13 protein-coding genes and 1 pseudogene are annotated in these 15,425 nt (G+C 43.7%); 8 read left to right on the top strand and 6 right to left on the bottom strand.

Annotation, left to right across the window (positions count from 1 at the left end):
- Positions 1-92 precede the first annotated feature (92 nt).
- The 7 genes from pta to AC0J5Y_RS01115 all read left to right on the top strand — a co-directional run bounded on the left by pta (position 93) and on the right by AC0J5Y_RS01115 (position 6,586).
- Complete coding sequence (gene pta / locus AC0J5Y_RS01145; protein ID WP_475131152.1) at positions 93-2,249, top strand: phosphate acetyltransferase; 2,157 nt, start codon at positions 93-95, stop codon at positions 2,247-2,249.
- Positions 2,250-2,580: 331 nt separating this feature from the next.
- Positions 2,581-3,477 carry a nicotinate-nicotinamide nucleotide adenylyltransferase gene (locus AC0J5Y_RS01140; protein ID WP_475131151.1) on the top strand — a complete coding sequence of 299 codons (897 nt, stop codon included), beginning with the start codon at positions 2,581-2,583 and terminating at the stop codon, positions 3,475-3,477.
- 140 nt (positions 3,478-3,617) lie between these two features.
- Positions 3,618-4,031, top strand: coding sequence for a ribosome silencing factor (gene rsfS, locus AC0J5Y_RS01135; protein WP_475131150.1), 414 nt, complete (start codon positions 3,618-3,620; stop codon positions 4,029-4,031).
- A 325-nt stretch (positions 4,032-4,356) separates the two neighbouring features.
- A complete protein-coding gene (locus tag AC0J5Y_RS01130; protein WP_475131149.1) occupies positions 4,357-5,157 on the top strand; it encodes an MOSC domain-containing protein in 801 nt (266 codons plus the stop codon).
- A 6-nt stretch (positions 5,158-5,163) separates the two neighbouring features.
- Positions 5,164-6,045: an N-acetylmuramoyl-L-alanine amidase gene (locus AC0J5Y_RS01125; protein ID WP_475131148.1), complete on the top strand. Its 882-nt coding sequence runs from the start codon at positions 5,164-5,166 to the stop codon at positions 6,043-6,045.
- A gap of 28 nt (positions 6,046-6,073) precedes the next feature.
- A complete protein-coding gene (locus AC0J5Y_RS01120; protein WP_475131147.1) occupies positions 6,074-6,265 on the top strand; it encodes a hypothetical protein in 192 nt (63 codons plus the stop codon).
- 15 nt (positions 6,266-6,280) lie between these two features.
- The gene (locus tag AC0J5Y_RS01115; RefSeq protein WP_475131146.1) at positions 6,281-6,586 is read left to right on the top strand and encodes a DinB family protein; all 306 of its coding nucleotides are present in this window, start codon (positions 6,281-6,283) and stop codon (positions 6,584-6,586) included.
- Between the two features lie 133 nt (positions 6,587-6,719).
- Here AC0J5Y_RS01115 and AC0J5Y_RS01110 read toward each other — a convergent pair.
- The 5 genes and pseudogenes from AC0J5Y_RS01110 to purL all read right to left on the bottom strand — a co-directional run.
- A pseudogene (locus AC0J5Y_RS01110) lies at positions 6,720-6,941 on the bottom strand (transposase); the annotation flags it as partial.
- A gap of 170 nt (positions 6,942-7,111) precedes the next feature.
- The gene (locus tag AC0J5Y_RS01105; RefSeq protein WP_475132045.1) at positions 7,112-8,059 is read right to left on the bottom strand and encodes an IS256 family transposase, variant Zn-binding type; all 948 of its coding nucleotides are present in this window, start codon (positions 8,057-8,059) and stop codon (positions 7,112-7,114) included.
- Between the two features lie 46 nt (positions 8,060-8,105).
- Positions 8,106-8,348 (bottom strand): hypothetical protein, encoded by a 243-nt coding sequence (locus tag AC0J5Y_RS01100; RefSeq protein WP_475131145.1) that lies wholly within the window; start codon positions 8,346-8,348, stop codon positions 8,106-8,108.
- Positions 8,349-8,390: 42 nt separating this feature from the next.
- Positions 8,391-8,789: an ACT domain-containing protein gene (locus tag AC0J5Y_RS01095; RefSeq protein ID WP_475131144.1), complete on the bottom strand. Its 399-nt coding sequence runs from the start codon at positions 8,787-8,789 to the stop codon at positions 8,391-8,393.
- Positions 8,790-9,338: 549 nt separating this feature from the next.
- Positions 9,339-13,349 carry a phosphoribosylformylglycinamidine synthase gene (purL, locus tag AC0J5Y_RS01090; protein WP_475131143.1) on the bottom strand — a complete coding sequence of 1,337 codons (4,011 nt, stop codon included), beginning with the start codon at positions 13,347-13,349 and terminating at the stop codon, positions 9,339-9,341.
- Between the two features lie 436 nt (positions 13,350-13,785).
- On the opposite strand from purL, the gene AC0J5Y_RS01085 reads away from it, so the two are divergent.
- Positions 13,786-14,289 carry a pyridoxamine 5'-phosphate oxidase family protein gene (locus AC0J5Y_RS01085; RefSeq protein WP_475131142.1) on the top strand — a complete coding sequence of 168 codons (504 nt, stop codon included), beginning with the start codon at positions 13,786-13,788 and terminating at the stop codon, positions 14,287-14,289.
- A 135-nt stretch (positions 14,290-14,424) separates the two neighbouring features.
- Here the strand turns inward: AC0J5Y_RS01085 and pgsA are convergent, their stop codons facing one another.
- A complete protein-coding gene (gene pgsA, locus AC0J5Y_RS01080; protein WP_011512579.1) occupies positions 14,425-15,105 on the bottom strand; it encodes a CDP-diacylglycerol--glycerol-3-phosphate 3-phosphatidyltransferase in 681 nt (226 codons plus the stop codon).
- Positions 15,106-15,425 lie beyond the last annotated feature (320 nt).

The raw sequence follows: 15,425 nt of genomic DNA, 5'->3' as shown, positions 1-15,425 counted from the left end.
GCTCATATGCCTGCGATAGGAATCACAAGTCGATTCTTATACGCTCAAGGATGACAATCTCTCTAAAAATATAATAAACAGTAGGATACATTATGCAAACTATTTTACTTGTGCCCGTTAGCCGCGGTATCGGTGTGACGTCAGCGGCGTTAGGCTTGATTCGTGCTCTTGATTACAACGGTATCAAAGCGGGTTTTATGAAGCCGTTTTTACAAGACGATACGCTGGATAAGCAAAACAGTCTAGACAGCTCAAGCGCATTAGCCATGCATGCCTTTGGTCTAAATCCACCTAAATCAATCAGCCGTCAACATGTTGAGCGTATGATTGGTGATGACAATCTTGATGACTTGATGGAAGAAGTGGTCGTTAACTACCATACTCTTGGTGATGATTACGATGTGGTGATTTGCGAAGGCTTAGTACCGACAACTGAAACATCTTATGCCTCACAGATCAACCGTGCGATTGCTCATGCGCTAGATGCCCGAATCATCTTTGTGAGCACCGCTGATACCAGCAAACCTGCCTATTTGGCCGATAAGCTTGATGTGCATGCACGTGAATTTGGTGGTATGGCAAGTGATCGCACGCTTGGCTGTATCTTGATGCGTATGCATGACTTGCCGAATACGCAAAGCACCTTAGAAAATCAAATCGTTGCTCCTGGTGAAGCGATTGTGAGCCTGAATAGTGGCTTTATACAAGAAGTGAAGCGCCTATCGCCGCACTTTAATACCGAACAATTCCGCTTAATTGGTGTCGTACCATTTAGTGACTCATTATCGGTGCCGCGTACGTGGGATATCGCTGCTGAACTTGATGCCACTTGGCTCAACGTTGGTGAGGCAAAATCACGCCGTATCAATCGCATTAGCTTGACTGCACGCTCAGTTGCGCGTGTCGATGAAGTGTTCAAACGTGGCACGCTTATCGTGGTGCCGGGCGACCGCGACGATTTATTATTGGCGGCGGGGCTTGCCTGTATCAATGGTATTCCACTAGCAGGATTGGTATTGACTGGCGGCGTTGTCCCCAGTCCAACCGTCGCTGAGCTTTGGCAATCTGCACTTAAAACTGGTATCCCTGTGATGAGTGTCGAAGATGACAGCTTTGAGACGGTACAAAGTCTATTACACATGAGTGCTGAAATTCCAAGTGATGACACCGAACGTGCTGAAGAAGTGGCGCGTTATGTTGCGGCGCATCTAGATCTTAGCTGGATTAAAGCGTATTTTAGCCAAAATCATGAGCCGCGCTTGTCACCGTCAGCATTTCGTCATCAAGTGGTTAAAAAAGCGCAAATTGCCAAAAAACGTATCGTACTGCCAGAAGGCTCTGAGCCGCGTACGGTAGAAGCTGCCTGTATTTGTCAAAGCCGCGGTATTGCAAACTGTGTACTGCTCGCTAAGCGTGCTGATGTTGAACAAGTCGCTAAAAACCGCGACTTAGTATTACCTGAAGGGCTTGAAATTATCGACCCTGATAGCTTAGATATGAGCAAATATATCGCCGCTGTGGTCGAACGCCGTAAAGGTAAAACCAGCGCAGAAGTGGCTGCTGAATATCTGCAAGATACCGTTTATTTGGGTACGACCATGCTGCTAATGGACGAAGTTGATGGTCTGGTCTCTGGGGCAATTCATACTACGGCGAATACTGTCCGCCCAGCGTTTCAGTTGATTAAAACGGCTCCTGAGTATTCACTTGTATCGTCAGTCTTCTTTATGCTGTTGCCTGAGCAAGTGGTGGTCTATGGTGACTGCGCCATTAATCCTGATCCAAATGCAGAAGAATTGGCTGAGATTGCCATTCAGTCTGCGCAGTCTGCTGCCGCCTTTGGCATCGATCCAAAAGTGGCAATGATTAGCTACTCGACGGGCTCATCAGGCACTGGCGCTGATGTCGAAAAAGTCGCCCGTGCGACCCAAATCGTCCGTGAACGTGCGCCGAATCTAAAAGTCGACGGACCGCTACAGTATGACGCGGCTTCTGTCATGAGCGTCGGTAAGCAAAAAGCGCCGGATTCACCTGTTGCTGGGCAAGCCAATGTCTTTATTTTCCCTGACCTAAATACAGGAAACACCACTTATAAAGCGGTACAACGTAGTGCCAATGTGGTCAGTGTTGGACCGATGTTGCAAGGCTTAAATAAACCGGTCAATGACTTGTCACGTGGTGCCTTGGTCGATGATATTATCTATACCATCGCCCTCACCGCCATTCAAGCACATAGCAACGTTATTTAAAATTTAAAAATGTATTCAAAAAAACCGTTCTTGAGCCGATTATCATAATGATAGTCGGCTTTTTTATGGCTTTTAAACGCTATAATTAGGCATAATATAGTTAAAATATCTCAAAAACGCTACAGTGCTGCTGGTATAAATTTTTTGCAGCCTCTGTCTGCGTAGGCACAGCAAGCAAGAAAAATTAATATCAGCAGTACTTGATGTATCGATATTACTTTTCCCTGACTATAAAATCGATAATCAGGATAAGTAAATAGTCACGTGCTATAGTCGATTTTAAATAAATCAACCACAACGTTCATCTGCATCAGTTTTTACTCACTCATTTATGTCAAATACTTCTAATAGTCATCAAAGCCAAATTTCTAAATCTGCCATCCGTGCTTATTTGGGTGGCTCATTTGATCCTGTACATAATGGTCATTTACAAATGGCAATGTACGTTTACCAGTGTTTGTTACCAATAGCTGAGCAGCAACAGCGCCCGCTGTATGTATCGTTACTGCCCAATGCGCGCTCGCCTTTTAAAGAAGATAGCACCGATCCTAAGCATCGTCTGGCGATGCTAAAGCTGGCAACACAAGAGTCGCCCTTACATATTAACGAGCTTGAACTGTGGCAAGCACCGCCTGTCTATACTATCGATAGTGTGCAGACACTGCGCGCACGCTACCCGCATGACAGTCTGATATTTGTCATGGGGATGGACAGCGCGCGTAGTTTAAAACACTGGAAAAATGGGCTGCAACTGACTGATTATGTCAGTCTATGGGTGTTTGTCCGTGAAGAAAATTTTGATAGCGATATAGATATTGATATCAAAATTGATAAAAACTTCTCTAACACTGAGTTGCACCACTCTCTAATACCCCAACTTCCAAAACTGCTACAACCTTTAACCATCGATTCTATAACTGAATTATTAGCCGCTAACCCCCGATCTTTAACAAACAGTTTTTGTGTAAAAAATAGCCATCAAGGTCATATTTATATCGACCCGCGCCCTGTGACAGCAATATCAAGCACACACATACGTCAGCAACTGCCGCAAGTGCCTCAATCATTAAATATAACTCACAGCACTGACATGCAAATTGCATCTTTACAACCAATAAATGATATCATAGGCAATACTGCACCCAATTCATTCGCTAAATGGCTAAATCCTGCTGTTTATCAATATATTATCGCCCATCAGCTATATTCTGCTGCTCAATTCCGTTAAAATCGCCTTATACTTTTAATTTTGTCCACTTTGATCATTTTTCCTCAAAAAACGTCTGCCCCTATCTGGCTCGTTAGAGAATGCATTGTGACGATTTACCATTTTATTTTTAATATTTACGATTCAAGAGATTAAAATTTATGACCAACACCATGACTGACGAACGCTTAAAAGAATGTTTAGATGTAGTCGAGAACGCGCTAGACGATATGAAAGCAAAAAACATCACCGTAATGGATGTAGCAGCATTGACAGACGTGATGGAGCGTATCGTCATCGCTGACGGTACCTCAAAGCGCCATGTACGCGCGATGGCTGATAGTGTAGGCGCTGAAGCGAAGCAAGCAGGCTTTATGCCACTTGGCCGTGAAGGTGGTATCGACTCTGACTGGACGTTGATTGATTTGGGCGCTGTTGTCGTGCATATAATGACGCCACAAGCCCGTGAGTTCTATGACCTAGAAGGTCTATGGTCATCACCTGAACAATTGGCTGAGCTGGTTGCTGTGCCGCGTGAGAAGAAAACTGCCGGTCGCCGCAATAAAAATAAATAAGATTATTTATTGCCAAAGCTGCTTAAGAAAAAGACCAGATATCTATTCTGGTCTTTTTTTGTTTAAAGTTTGGCAGCGCTAAACTTTAAAGCGCTAAGCCATATAATCCGGCGAATGATTAAGCTAATATATAGTTAAAATATCTCAAAAACGCTACAGTGCTGCTGGTATAAATTTTTTGCAGCCTCTGTCTGCGTAGGCACAGCAAGCAAGAAAAATTAATATCAGCAGTACTTGATGTATCGATATTACTTTTCCCTGACTATAATACCCGTTGATAATACTAACATTGCACCAACTATTCCCTAATAAATTAGAAAGTTCAATGAACATAGAACCTATAAACATAGAACCTATAAACATAGAGACAATAGAGTCCATCCTCCAAAAAAACGCAGCTGACTTTAACCAAACCTTGCCACTGCATATCGCCACTCTAACCTGCGTCCGTGCTGGCAAAGCCATGCCATTTACCCGTGAAGAGATGAGCGCCATTGATAAAGCACCAATTAACGCGCCCGTCGCTGTCAACTTTATGGGTCTCACAACTGATGAGCAAGCCGATAGACGTCATCATGGTGGTCCATTAAAAGCAGTACATCAACTAGCGACGGCGACTTATGACAAGATTAATGCAGAGTTTAGCTTAAAAGTGCGTGTTGGCACATTGGGTGAGAACCTCACTACAGAAACAGTAAATGGTTTGCTAGAAATGACGGAAGCGACGGTTTGTATTGGTGACGTTTTTCAGTATGGTCAAGATGAAGGCATTGATAAGAATGGTGGCGACAGCGTGCAATTACGTATCGTGCAACCGCGCCGACCGTGCTACAAAATTAATGACCAAATCGGACAATTTACCAAAGTGCCCAATATCGCGTCTTGGGTCAGCAAACAAGGCATCGCTGGTTGGTATTTTGAGGTCGTTCGTGATGGCATGATCAGCGCTGATTTACCGGTATATTTAATCGAACGCCCCTATCCTTTTGCGACACTTGAGAAACTGTGGCAGTTATCAAACTCAAAAGAGACATTTGCAGCAGAAGTTATCGAACCTTGGTTTGCGATTGAGTGTTTGGAAGAGAGCTGGAAGAAGATTTTGGCAAAGAAGATTAAAAAGGGTTAGCATTTCATGGCAAAAAATATCTTTTTAGCATTAGCGTGTGCCTTAACGCTGCCTTTAATTGGCTGCGCGACGACCACATCTCAAATAGCCAGCACTGAGAGCTACATTATAGATAGCGAAACCTACCAAGCCACTGGCAAGAGCGAGCGTATTAAATCCATCGTCCTGCACTATACGGTCTCAGATAATGCCAGATCGATAAAAACACTGACTACTGGAAATGTGAGTGCCCACTATCTGATCTTGGATAATAACGATAATAAGATTTATAACTTAGTACCGGAGGACGAACGCGCTTGGCATGCAGGCAATGGCGGCTTTGCTGGTAGAACCATACTCAACGATACCTCTATCGGCATCGAGATTGTCAATGCAGGCATTAAGCCTGAATATCGAGACGCCTTAAAAAACGGCGCGCTCGACTACCATCCGTATGAGCACTATGTTGAATTTGATGAGTTGCAGATTAAGAAAGTCGCGCAGCTGGTACAAGACTTGGCAAAAAGATATAACATCTCAGCAAAGAATATCATCGGTCATGCGGATATGGCACCCTCGCGTAAGATTGACCCCGGTGCGAAGTTCCCTTGGCAGCGACTGTATTTCGATTACGGCATCGGCGCTTGGTATGATGAGTTTGACAAGCAATTCTTTATGAATCAAGACGCGTTTGCAGCGGCAACGATACCTGAGATTAAGCAAGCGTTACGCGATTACGGTTATCAAATCAATGACACAAACGCGTGGGATAAAGCCAGTCGTAATGTCGTCTATGCGTTTCAACTGCATTTCAGACCGCAACATCCAACGGGCGAGCTGGATTTAGAAACTTATGCTATTTTAAAGGCGCTCAATAAGAAGTATGCTGGTCGTGATGACTTTTATTAATGGATAAAAATATTAGGAGACATAAGCCATGAGTGACTCACAATACAATGAGCAAAATGAGCAAGATGAGCTTCAAAAATACTTAGAAGAAAAAGCCAAAAAGGAGCAAGAAAAAGAGCAGGAACCTGAGCCGCTCTCTGCATATGAGGCTTGCGTGTTAAGAGAAAGTGCTAAGATTCATGAGTTGATTGCTGAGGCTCAGAAAGAAGGTAAAAAGTAACTATGGGCAAATATTATGATAAAACCCAATTTTGAGGTCATGGCAGCGTACAATGCACTTATGAACCAAAAAATATGTGACAGTATTTTAGCGGCTTTTAATGATCTCTTATGGGAAGACAAAAAGGCATTTTTTGGTTCTATACTCGGTACGCTTAATCACCTCATGGTTGGCGATTTAATTTGGCTGAGCCGCCTAAACCAGCATCCTAGTTATCCAACAGGGTTTGAGGCTTTAGATTCGTTAAAAAATTTCCCACTCCCCACCAAGCTCACTCAATTTTTATACGATTACAGACAGAGTTTTAGCGCAAATAGATAAACGCTAGATCAGATGATCATCGGATTAGTTGAAGAAACAGACGACAGCGACTATTTAAAAAACCTGACATATAAAAATACCAAGAATAAGACCTTTAATAAAGAGACCATCCCAGATTCTGTGTAACTGCCATTTAGATTAAATGCTTACTGATACGATCATCAAACATAATCATAAAGCGATTAAGAGCAGACGTCCAGTTACGAATGGGCATCGACCACTTTCTGGATGCCTGCTGGGTTGCTAAGTACACCACCTTAAATGCCGCTTGATCAGACGGGAACACCTTACGCTTATTCACCGCCGTCCGAATCACACTGTTTAGCGACTCTATTGCATTAGTGGTATAAATGGCTGAATCTAGTACAGAAGGCTGCTCATCTATCCGCTTAAATACTACCCAATGCCAAAAATTGATACCATCTTTCTCATGATACTTAATTGATAATAATGCAACATCGGGGGTGTAATGGACAAAATTCATGCTAAAAAGTAGAAGGTAGTCGCTAATGGACATAATTCATGCTATTTGAGAGACTTTGATGCTAAAAATTCTTTAATAAACCGTAACTTACGCTGCTCATTTAGACCGTGATGACTGTGTAATTGTCGCTTTAACTCACTGAATAATCCTTCAAGAGAATTGGTGGTGTTTGGTATGTCTAACTGCTCACATTCTTGATAAGTGAATAGCCAATCGCTATTGGTTCTGAGACTACGATAAGCACTTCTAAGACGCTTGTGGGTGTACCAACTTCTACCAGTATCTTCATTGATGCTACGCTCACTAATGTAGTCATCATGAGTCAAATACCACTGATCTAAGCGCTTCATGAAGTCCGCTTTCTCAAGCTTAGTTAAGTCTAAAGCAAGCCCTCTAAGCTCAATACTAGCGATATTCTTAGGTCGACGAGTGAGATAGCGAGTTACTATTTGTATTTGATGAAACTGGCACATCTGGCAAGGGGTGTGGGTAAATAACGTCCGCAGTCCTCGTCTACCATCGCAGGTAATGCTTTGTATATCAACGCCTAACGATGCTAGATGATCCACTCCTTGTTTGTAGGCACTGTTGGTTTCATGACTGACTATCGCGTAGTAAAGAACGGCTTTAGTGGTATTGTCCATAAAGACCATTAAACCGAACTTGCGACCAAAGTAGGTGGTGTCCATGATGATGTTAGCAGTCGTAGGACGTTTAATTTGATAGTCAATACTGATTGTGTCTAAGCGTCTTTGAATGGTTTTAAGACTACAGCTATACTTGTCAGCCAGTTGTTTGTAGGTCTGTTTTCCTTGGGTGTATTCAGTCCAAAGGGTTTGGTTATTGAGTCTTTTACCACCTAAAAACTGCCGTCTGCAAGCTAGACATTGATACTGTTGTTTACCAAGCTTGCGTCCATTCTTTTTGATGTGTTTATCACGACAAAAAGGGCAGTTTTTTGATTCATGGCGTTGATTCCTTGCAAATATAGACAGTATATAGCTTTAGGTCCTATCCCAGCATGAATTATGTCCATTACACCACATCGGGCAATATCTTCCAAGATTCAAAGGCAATCTCATTGTTAGACGTTTTAAATCCTTCATGATAGAGCATCTCTCGGACATACTGAGTATCTGACCATAGCGACTCATCAGAAGCGTAGATGTTCATGGTATTGGCTATTGTTTTCATTTCTGCATAGGTTTTGCCAACGATATTAGCCACTGAGGCTATGCCGCACCCTGTCGCTTCTTCTTGTATTACTGATATAAGCATTACAGTTCTCTCATTGTTCGCGCTAAAACGCTTTAGATATACCTATTGATTACTCAGCGCTTTTAACGCCAATAAAGCCTGTTCTGCTTGCTCGCTGGGCACAAAAACATGGTCATGATAGTAAGCAGCAATCACATTAGCACTGATACCTTTTATGGCAAGTGCGGTGGACACGGCTGCGGTCAGACCTACTGCCTCTAAACTCGAATGGACGGTTAACGTAATTTGTCTAAACACGCCCTCATAGTATAAACCTGCCTTATCTGCCTCATGTTTTGGTAAAACCAACGTCACTCCTTCAATCTCTCTAAATATTGCTATTGGCGCTAAAGCTACATATTCATCTAGTTGCGCTTTGACGGTACAAAATACAAATAACTCATCAATCAGTGTCGGCTGCATAGAGCCCAGCAGCTCGTTTATATCTGTGATACCTGACATATTTTTACTCCTAAGTGTATTTTGCGCTAGCGCTTAATGGTTATAAGGGCTATATTATCCCTTGATTGCAATGATAAGTCCGTAGAGTGCGCCCAGCGCACTAATAATACTAAATTAAAGTTCAGACTAATTTATCATAAAATGGTCATTCAAAAGCGCGTTTTAGCCCTGACTGTAGCGGTATATAGTTGAAATACTTTAAAGTCGCTACAGTGCTACTGGGATAAATTTTCGAAGCCTCTGGAGTGCAAAGTGCACAGCAAGCGAGAAAAATTGATACCAGTAGTACAGGACTATTGATGTATCGATTTTACTTTTTATTGACTATACTGCTAATTCGGGCCAGTTGCGATATCTAGGTTTTGGGGTGGAGACACGGAGCAAGCGACGACCCAAACCGTAGCTAGTGCCTCGCCCAGACTGGCAGATACAAGCAAAAAGCAAGATCAGCTCCCCTACTTTTAAAAAATCCAAACCCCAAGCACAAAAAAGGTGAGCTTTGAGCCCACCTTTTTTTATTTTTAAGACAATAGTCTAAACGAACTTAGTCTATCGCAACCAAGCGCGAGCGTTACGGAACATACGCATCCACGCGCCATCCTCGTCCCACGCTTCTGGTTTCCAGCTATGATTGTAGGCACGTAGCGTACGCTCAGGGTGTGGCATCATGATGGTGACGCGACCATCAGTGCTACACAGACCCGTGACACCGCCGACCGAACCGTTTGGATTGAGCGGATAGGTCTCGGTTGGATGACCTTGGCTGTCGACAAAGCGCATGGCGAGCTGACCATGTTTTGCCATACCATCGATTTCTGTGTTGTCTAGCGTGGCATAGCCTTCACCGTGCGCGATAGCGATTGGTAAGATACTGTCTTGCATGCCTTTGAATAGGATAGACTTGGTACGCTCGACTTTTACGTTGACCGTACGCGCTTCAAAGCGAGCCGACTTATTGGCGATAAAGCGTGGGAAGTTTTCCGCGCCTGGGATTAAATCTTTTAACTGTGCCATCATCTGGCAACCATTACAGACACCTAAGCTAAAGGTATCTGGACGGGCAAAGAAGCGCACAAACTGCATGCGCAATTCGTCATGGAACAAGATAGAATTTGCCCAGCCAGAGCCTGCGCCGAGTACGTCACCATAACTAAAGCCACCACAAGCGACCAAACCATCGAAGTCACGTAGATTGATGCGACCTTCTAGCAAGTCGCTCATGTGCACATCGACCGCTTCAAAGCCCGCTTGGGTAAAGCCTGCTGCCATCTCTGTCTGACCGTTGACGCCTTGCTCACGCAGGATTGCGACTCTTGGTTTAGTGTCACGGCTATTTAAATATGGCTCTTCAACTTTTTGATTGAGATCAAAGTTTGGCGCAGCGATAAGACCTTGATAGCTAGCGTCGCTAATCAAGTCATACTCTTGCTGGACGCAAGCTGGATTGTCACGGCGACGGGCAATTTGATAGCTGACCTGCGTCCATGCTTGCTGTAATTCAGCACGGCTAAAGCGTAAGGTGTCATCACCCATGAGCGTTGGCGTTTGGATTAGTAAGCTATCTTCTTCACTGCTTTGACCGACGAGGCTTAGCATCTCGCTGACGTTAAACTCTTCTGCCAATTGCATAAGAGCGGCGACGTTTTCTGGCAAGACTTGAATCACTGCGCCCAGCTCTTCACTGAACAGTTGACCGAGTAAGTTATCATCAGTCAATGACAGCTTGATGCCTTGACGGCTAGTGAACTGCATCTCTGCGATAGTTGCAAGCAAACCACCATCACCGATATCGTGATAGGCGCTGATGACGCCTTGCGCGTTGCCCGCTTGGATAAAGTTAAAGAAGTCGATCAAGTCGCTTGGCTGTGCTAAATCTGGGCAGTCGTTACCTAATTGGCTAAGCGTCTGCGCAAGGATTGAGCCGCCTAAACGTAGCTTGCCTTTAGATAAATCAATACGATAAAACGCGCTATCACCATTGATAAGCTCAGGCGTTATGGTTTTTGCCACATCGACAACTGGCGCAAAGGCAGTAATCACGAGGCTCATTGGTGAAACCACTGATTTGGCTTGGCTGCCGTTCTCGTCTTGGTCTGTCCAATTTGCACGCATCGATAGCGAGTCTTTACCAACTGGGATAGCAATACCGAGTGCTGGACATAATTCTTCGCCAACGGTATAGACCGCATCAAACAATGCTGCATCTTCGGTATCATCACCGCACGCTGCCATCCAGTTCGCTGACATGGTGATGTCAGATAGCTGAGTAATACGTGCGCCTGCGATATTGGTAATCGCTTCACCAACCGCCAAGCGTGCAGAAGCTTTTGGACTAATAAGGGCAACTGGCGACCGTTCACCGACACTCATCGCTTCACCAGTCATTGGCTGACCATCTAGCGCAATCAAGCCTGAAGCAGTAACGGCGCAATCAGCAACGGGTACTTGATAGCGACCAACGTATTGATCACGTACGACCATACCCGTGATAGAGCGGTCACCAATGCTAATGAGGAATGATTTACTGGCAACGGTCGGATGACGTAGCACGTCTTTGATTGATTCAGCTAGATTGACTTCGCCAAGCTCTAATGCTGGCAAAGTAGTTTCTTGACGCTCGAAGCTACGCTTCATCTGCGGTGTACCGCCAAGCAATACTTGCATCGGCATATCGACTGGCTGCTCAGGGAGCAATTCGTCATTAACAACTAACTGACGTACTTCCGTTGCTGTACCCAAAATCGCATACGGGCAACGCTCACGAGCACAAATCGCATCGAACTGCGCTTCACTTTCCGGGCGAATTGCAAGGACATAACGCTCTTGTGCTTCGTTTGACCAAATCGCCATTGGCGACATGCCCGCTTCTAGCGACGGAATTTTACGTAGATTTAGTATCGCGCCCATCTCATGGTCATTGACCAATTCTGGCATCGCATTAGACAGACCACCAGCACCCACGTCATGCAATGAGACGATTGGGTTGCCATCTTTGCCATTGTTGCTCGCATCGACGTCATTACTAGCTAAGGCCCAGCAGCGATCCATCACTTCTTGACAGCGACGCTCCATCTCAGCGTTATCACGCTGCACTGAAGCAAAGTCTAAGCCTTCATCTAGTGAACCGCTATCGACCGAAGATGCCGCACCGCCGCCTAGACCAATTTGCATGGCAGGGCCACCAAGGACGATTAATAAATCGCCTTGCTGAATGGCATTTTTTTCAATCAAGTTACGTTTGATATTACCGTAACCACCTGCCAACATGATTGGCTTATGATAGCCGCGCATTTCACTACCATCTTTTGCCGCTGAAGTATCTAATTGGAAACTACGGAAATAACCGCATAGATTCGGGCGACCAAATTCGTTTGAGAAATTGGCTGAGCCTAATGGTGCCTCAGTCATAATCTCAAGACTGGTTGCCATACGATCCGGCGTACCATAATCCTGTGTACTTAATTGACCTGACTGCTCCCATTTTTCCGCAAGCTCTGGAATGTGAAGATGTGAGACATGGAAACCCGTTAAACCGGCTTTTGGCTTACCGCCACGACCGGTTGCGCCTTCATCACGAATCTCACCGCCCGCACCCGTCGCTGCACCCGCATAAGGGGCTATCGCCGTTGGATGGTTATGAGTTTCGACTTTCATTAAGATATCGATTTCTTCTTGATGAAAGTCGTAAGGATGAATTGAGTTGGTATCCATCGCATCAGTAGGAATTGGATAAAAACGCATCCCTTTAGAACCTGCCATCACTGCAGCGTTGTCTTTATAAGCAGACAAGATGCCTTGAGGATTGGACTGATAGGTATTCTTAATCATTTGGAACAGTGACTTTGGCTGTACTGCGCCATCTACGGTCCACTGGGCATTAAAAATCTTATGACGGCAATGCTCTGAGTTTGCTTGAGCAAACATCATCAGCTCAACGTCGGTTGGATTACGCCCTAGCTCATTGACGTAGGCATTCATCAGATAGTCGATATCTTCGCTTGATAGCGCAAAACCAAATTCTGTATTGGCTGCTTCTAACGCTGCCTGACCTTGTCCGATGACATCGATATGATTCAGTGATGCGGGCTTTTCATCATCAAACAGTTTATTGACGTCATTCAAATCATAAACCAAGCTTTGCGTCATGCGGTCAAATAATAGTTGCTCAGCGGCTTTAGGTAACGTTGCATTCACTTCGCCGTCTGCTTTTCCATCGACGGTTAGCGTATAAACAATGACACGCTCAACACGATTAATGGCAATTTCACAGTTATTAAAAATATCGGTCGCTTTACTTGCCCATGGCGATATCGTACCAAAACGTGGACCAACGATAACTTGTAGTTGATTACTATTTGGGACTTCAAGGACAGTGCCACTGTCGACAGCAAGTAAGTCTATCGCTTTTTTATGCTCATCACCCTCAAGTTCTCGTGATAACACATATACTTGCTGGGTATGAATTTGGCTGACATTTAGCTCGGTTTTTTGCTGAAACTGACTGATGAGTTGCTGCGTCTGAAAATCGGTAAGAAACGGTTGTCCGGCGATGGTCATCATAAAGGCATATTCCATAGGATATAGGCAATAGCAGGCATCTCTGCCATGCTAAGTAAATGGTTCGCGTATTATAACAAGAAGCCCTGTAATAAGCAGGACAAAACCAAGATAAATTGCCACTTGCTTCGGTAATGTTATCCTAAAGCATTGAGCAAATACTGACGATTTGCTATCAAAACAGCAAGGTTAACAGCACAGCGTCACAATTTTTACCTAAAGCTTATAATCCTTACAAACCCTCACATCGCCTTACGGGCAACCTATATAAATAGCGCATCAGAAATCGCTATTCTAGATAGCAGTTATTGACGAGCCAGTTTTTATAAAACCAATTTTTATAAAATAAACGCTTTGTATGCGTTAACCTGTTAATGAGTATTTCCCTAACAACTATAAATTCATAATTTATTTACAATAATGAAAAAGGATATCCACCATGAGTAATATCAGTAAACAAGAGCAACTCGACAAAATCCAAGCCGTCATCAAAGACGTGAAATTTGCCATGATGAGTACCAGCAATAAAAAAGGCGATATTCATGCGTGGCCAATGACCACAACTGAGGTTAACCTTGATCATAAAGAAATTTGGTTTATCGGCGATAAATCCTCAGACGTCGTCAAAGATATTCAGGATGATGCAAGAATTGGGTTGACTTATGCCACTCAAGATGAAAAGAACTTTGTTTCTATTAGTGCTAACGCTGAATTACCGACAGACAAAGCTAAATTGGATGAGCTTTGGTCGCCAGTTTATAACGCCTTTTTTGCTAATGGCAAAGAAGATGACAACATTCAATTGATTAAAGTAATTCCTCATGGTGCAGAATGCTGGCTTAGCGGTAGTACCGTGGTGAATATGTTTAAGATGGCAGCGGCAGCCGTACAAGACGGCAAAACTGCTGAAGATATGGGCGAGACTTTTTCCGTTTCTTTATAATTTATCATTAAACTATCAAGTAGATAAAAGCAAAATTTTTATCATAAAAAACGCCAGTGGCTGATGCGACTGGCGTTCTTTATTGACTGGGCTTTATAGTTTTAGAATAATCTAATAAGATTTAACCGCTAGCTTTTAGCCGCTTTGCTTTAAATACGGCCACGCAGCTTTAAGATAAATCATCATCGACCATAACGTTAGAATCACTGCCGCTACCATCAATACATAGCCGATGGTTTCAAGCGATTCCCAATTTAACAAAAGCACTGTAATCGCTATCATCTGAAAGGTAGTTTTCAGTTTACCAACATAAGAGACCGCCACACTGGTACTTTTACCCAGTTCTGCCATCCATTCACGCAATGCTGATACAGCGATTTCACGTGAGATAATCACAATTGCTGCTATCGCCATGATGATATTGGGATGCCATTGCACTAAGATAATCAGCGCGGCTGCTACCATCAGCTTATCAGCAACTGGGTCTAAAAATCGCCCAAAGGCTGATACCACATTGAGCTTACGGGCAAAATAGCCATCAAGCCAATCGGTAATGGCTGCTAGTATAAAAACACCTGTTAATAACAAATGGCGTAATAGACTGTCGCTAAAGTCACTCATACCAACCTTTGCAATTACGTTGTCAGAGATTGCTGGCATGCCGATCCCCATGGCAGGTGGCCAATAGGCAATCGCAACAAATAGCGGAATCATCAAGATACGCGCAATCGTCAGGTTATTGGGCAAATTAAAAATACTTTTGTTATTCTGCGTACTTGACGGCTCCTGCGGATGCAAATGCGTGCTTTCAGTCATGGCAAACCCAGTTTAATGTTGACCTAATAATGACGGATAGCTTAGCATTTTTCAGCCAAGTCGTCATGCCCTCTATGTAGGTATCGTTTATGCCAAGCGTATATTTTTCTAATCGAGCAATTTTTATCCTAGGTGTAGCATATAGTCGATTCTAAATAAAACAGATACATTATATTCCAACGCTGAACTGGAATAAATTTTTCTTGCTTGCTGTGCCTTCGCAGCTCGATGCTGCAAAAAATTCATTCCAGTCCCGCTGTATTATTTTTATACTGAACTCACTATAGTTAGCCATTTTAATGAGTAATAGCTGGTTTTTA

This window comes from Psychrobacter sp. TS_SC_6, assembly GCF_056156305.1.
Note: the sequence above shows the minus strand (reverse complement) of the source record. Positions and strands in the feature narration are given on the sequence as shown.

Excerpts from the sequence above, each read along its gene's own strand:
- AC0J5Y_RS01130 (WP_475131149.1), top strand. The coding sequence starts at position 4,357 with ATGAACATAGAACCTATAAACATAGAACCTATAAACATAGAGACAATA.
- pgsA (WP_011512579.1), bottom strand. The coding sequence starts at position 15,105 with ATGACTGAAAGCACGCATTTGCATCCGCAGGAGCCGTCAAGTACGCAG.
- AC0J5Y_RS01140 (WP_475131151.1), top strand. The coding sequence starts at position 2,581 with ATGTCAAATACTTCTAATAGTCATCAAAGCCAAATTTCTAAATCTGCC.
- purL (WP_475131143.1), bottom strand. The coding sequence starts at position 13,349 with ATGATGACCATCGCCGGACAACCGTTTCTTACCGATTTTCAGACGCAG.
- AC0J5Y_RS01120 (WP_475131147.1), top strand. The coding sequence starts at position 6,074 with ATGAGTGACTCACAATACAATGAGCAAAATGAGCAAGATGAGCTTCAA.
- pta (WP_475131152.1), top strand. The coding sequence starts at position 93 with ATGCAAACTATTTTACTTGTGCCCGTTAGCCGCGGTATCGGTGTGACG.
- AC0J5Y_RS01125 (WP_475131148.1), top strand. The coding sequence starts at position 5,164 with ATGGCAAAAAATATCTTTTTAGCATTAGCGTGTGCCTTAACGCTGCCT.
- AC0J5Y_RS01095 (WP_475131144.1), bottom strand. The coding sequence starts at position 8,789 with ATGTCAGGTATCACAGATATAAACGAGCTGCTGGGCTCTATGCAGCCG.
- AC0J5Y_RS01085 (WP_475131142.1), top strand. The coding sequence starts at position 13,786 with ATGAGTAATATCAGTAAACAAGAGCAACTCGACAAAATCCAAGCCGTC.
- AC0J5Y_RS01115 (WP_475131146.1), top strand. The coding sequence starts at position 6,281 with ATGATAAAACCCAATTTTGAGGTCATGGCAGCGTACAATGCACTTATG.
- rsfS (WP_475131150.1), top strand. The coding sequence starts at position 3,618 with ATGACCAACACCATGACTGACGAACGCTTAAAAGAATGTTTAGATGTA.
- AC0J5Y_RS01100 (WP_475131145.1), bottom strand. The coding sequence starts at position 8,348 with ATGCTTATATCAGTAATACAAGAAGAAGCGACAGGGTGCGGCATAGCC.